This window comes from Ruegeria sp. AL11 (genome assembly GCF_056540865.1).
This window is the reverse complement of record NZ_JBQFXO010000043.1, coordinates 1-1,276: the sequence shown is the minus strand read 5'-3', so window position 1 is coordinate 1,276 and position 1,276 is coordinate 1. Positions and strand designations below refer to the sequence as shown.

Annotated in this window: 2 protein-coding genes; one reads left to right on the top strand and one right to left on the bottom strand. The window is 55.9% G+C overall.

The window, feature by feature from the left end:
• A partial coding sequence (locus tag ACR0IP_RS23145) for an Lrp/AsnC family transcriptional regulator (protein WP_480528156.1) occupies nt 1-438 on the bottom strand: 438 nt, incomplete at its 3' end.
• 102 nt (nt 439-540) lie between these two features.
• On the opposite strand from ACR0IP_RS23145, the gene ACR0IP_RS23140 reads away from it, so the two are divergent.
• Nucleotides 541-1,276 (top strand): aminotransferase class V-fold PLP-dependent enzyme (locus tag ACR0IP_RS23140; protein ID WP_480528155.1); only part of this gene is annotated, 736 nt, incomplete at its 3' end.

The window sequence follows — 1,276 nt, the reverse complement described above, 5'->3', positions numbered from 1 at the left end:
GGCGATTGCTTCCATCGCGAAATACGACGTGACACTGTCCAGCTCGACCTTTTCGATTAGCCGTTGATACACCTTGTCGTAAGATGCCATATCCTGTGTGACGACTTTCAGCTGATAATCATAATCACCGCCGATACGATGAAAATCCACGACCTCGGGGATCGTCAGAACGTGGCTGCGAAAGGCCTGTAGCCACTCGGTCGAATGATGCCGCGTGCGCAGCATGACAAAGACCACAAGGCTCAGTCCCAATTTCTCGCGTGCGATGCGGGCGGTTGAACCGATCAGGACACCATCTTCGTTCAAAGCCTTCAGACGTCGCCAGCAGGCGTTCTGGGAAAGCCCTACACGATCCGCCAATTCCCGTTGCGACAGGGTGGCGTCCTTTTGCAGCTCTTTCAGAACGCGTGTGTCAATTTGATCTATTTTAGATGACATAACTAATCATATGACACAAAGTATTTAAAATCTACGCAATTATAGGTGAAGTTTTCGCGCAAATAATAAATCACATTACTCGGGCAGTTAGGAGCCAATGCAATGTCCCTGTCCAAGTTTCGTGCGGAACTCTGTTCCACCGCTCACAATTCAAACCTGCGCGATGGGCTGATCGGAGAGAATGTTCTGATCCCGGGTCTGCATGGGGACGTGCCGCTTGTCTATGCGGATTACGTCGCTTCGGGTCGCGCCTTGCGGCAGGTCGAAGACTTTGTGGCGCAACATGTGTTGCCGTTTTACGCGAACAGCCACACCGAGGCCTCTTACTGCGGATCTTACATGACACATCTGCGCCGCGAGGCGCGGGCGGAAATAGCCCGCATTGTAGGTGCCCAGGAAGAGGACGCGGTGATCTTCACCGGGTCTGGTGCCACTGCGGGGCTCAACCGGTTGGTCAGCCTGCTCGGGGTGGCAGAGGCCGACCAACCGGTTGTCTTGATTGGTCCTTACGAGCATCACTCGAACATCCTGCCGTGGCGGGAAAGCAAGGCACTTGTGGTTGAAATCCCCGAAGCCGAAGGTGGCGGTGTTGACCTGGGGGCGCTGGAAACCGCGCTGTTGACCCATGCAGGCGCAGATCTTCTGATCGGTTCCTTTTCGGCGGCGTCCAATGTAACCGGAATTGTCACTGACCCTGATCCGGTGACGCGGTTGCTCAAGGCGCATGGTGCCGTGGCGATTTGGGATTACGCCGGGGGCGGGCCTTACCTGCCGATGGATATGGGGCCGGCGGACGCGCGCAAGGATGCGATCGTCGTTTCCCCGCACAAGTTTCCGG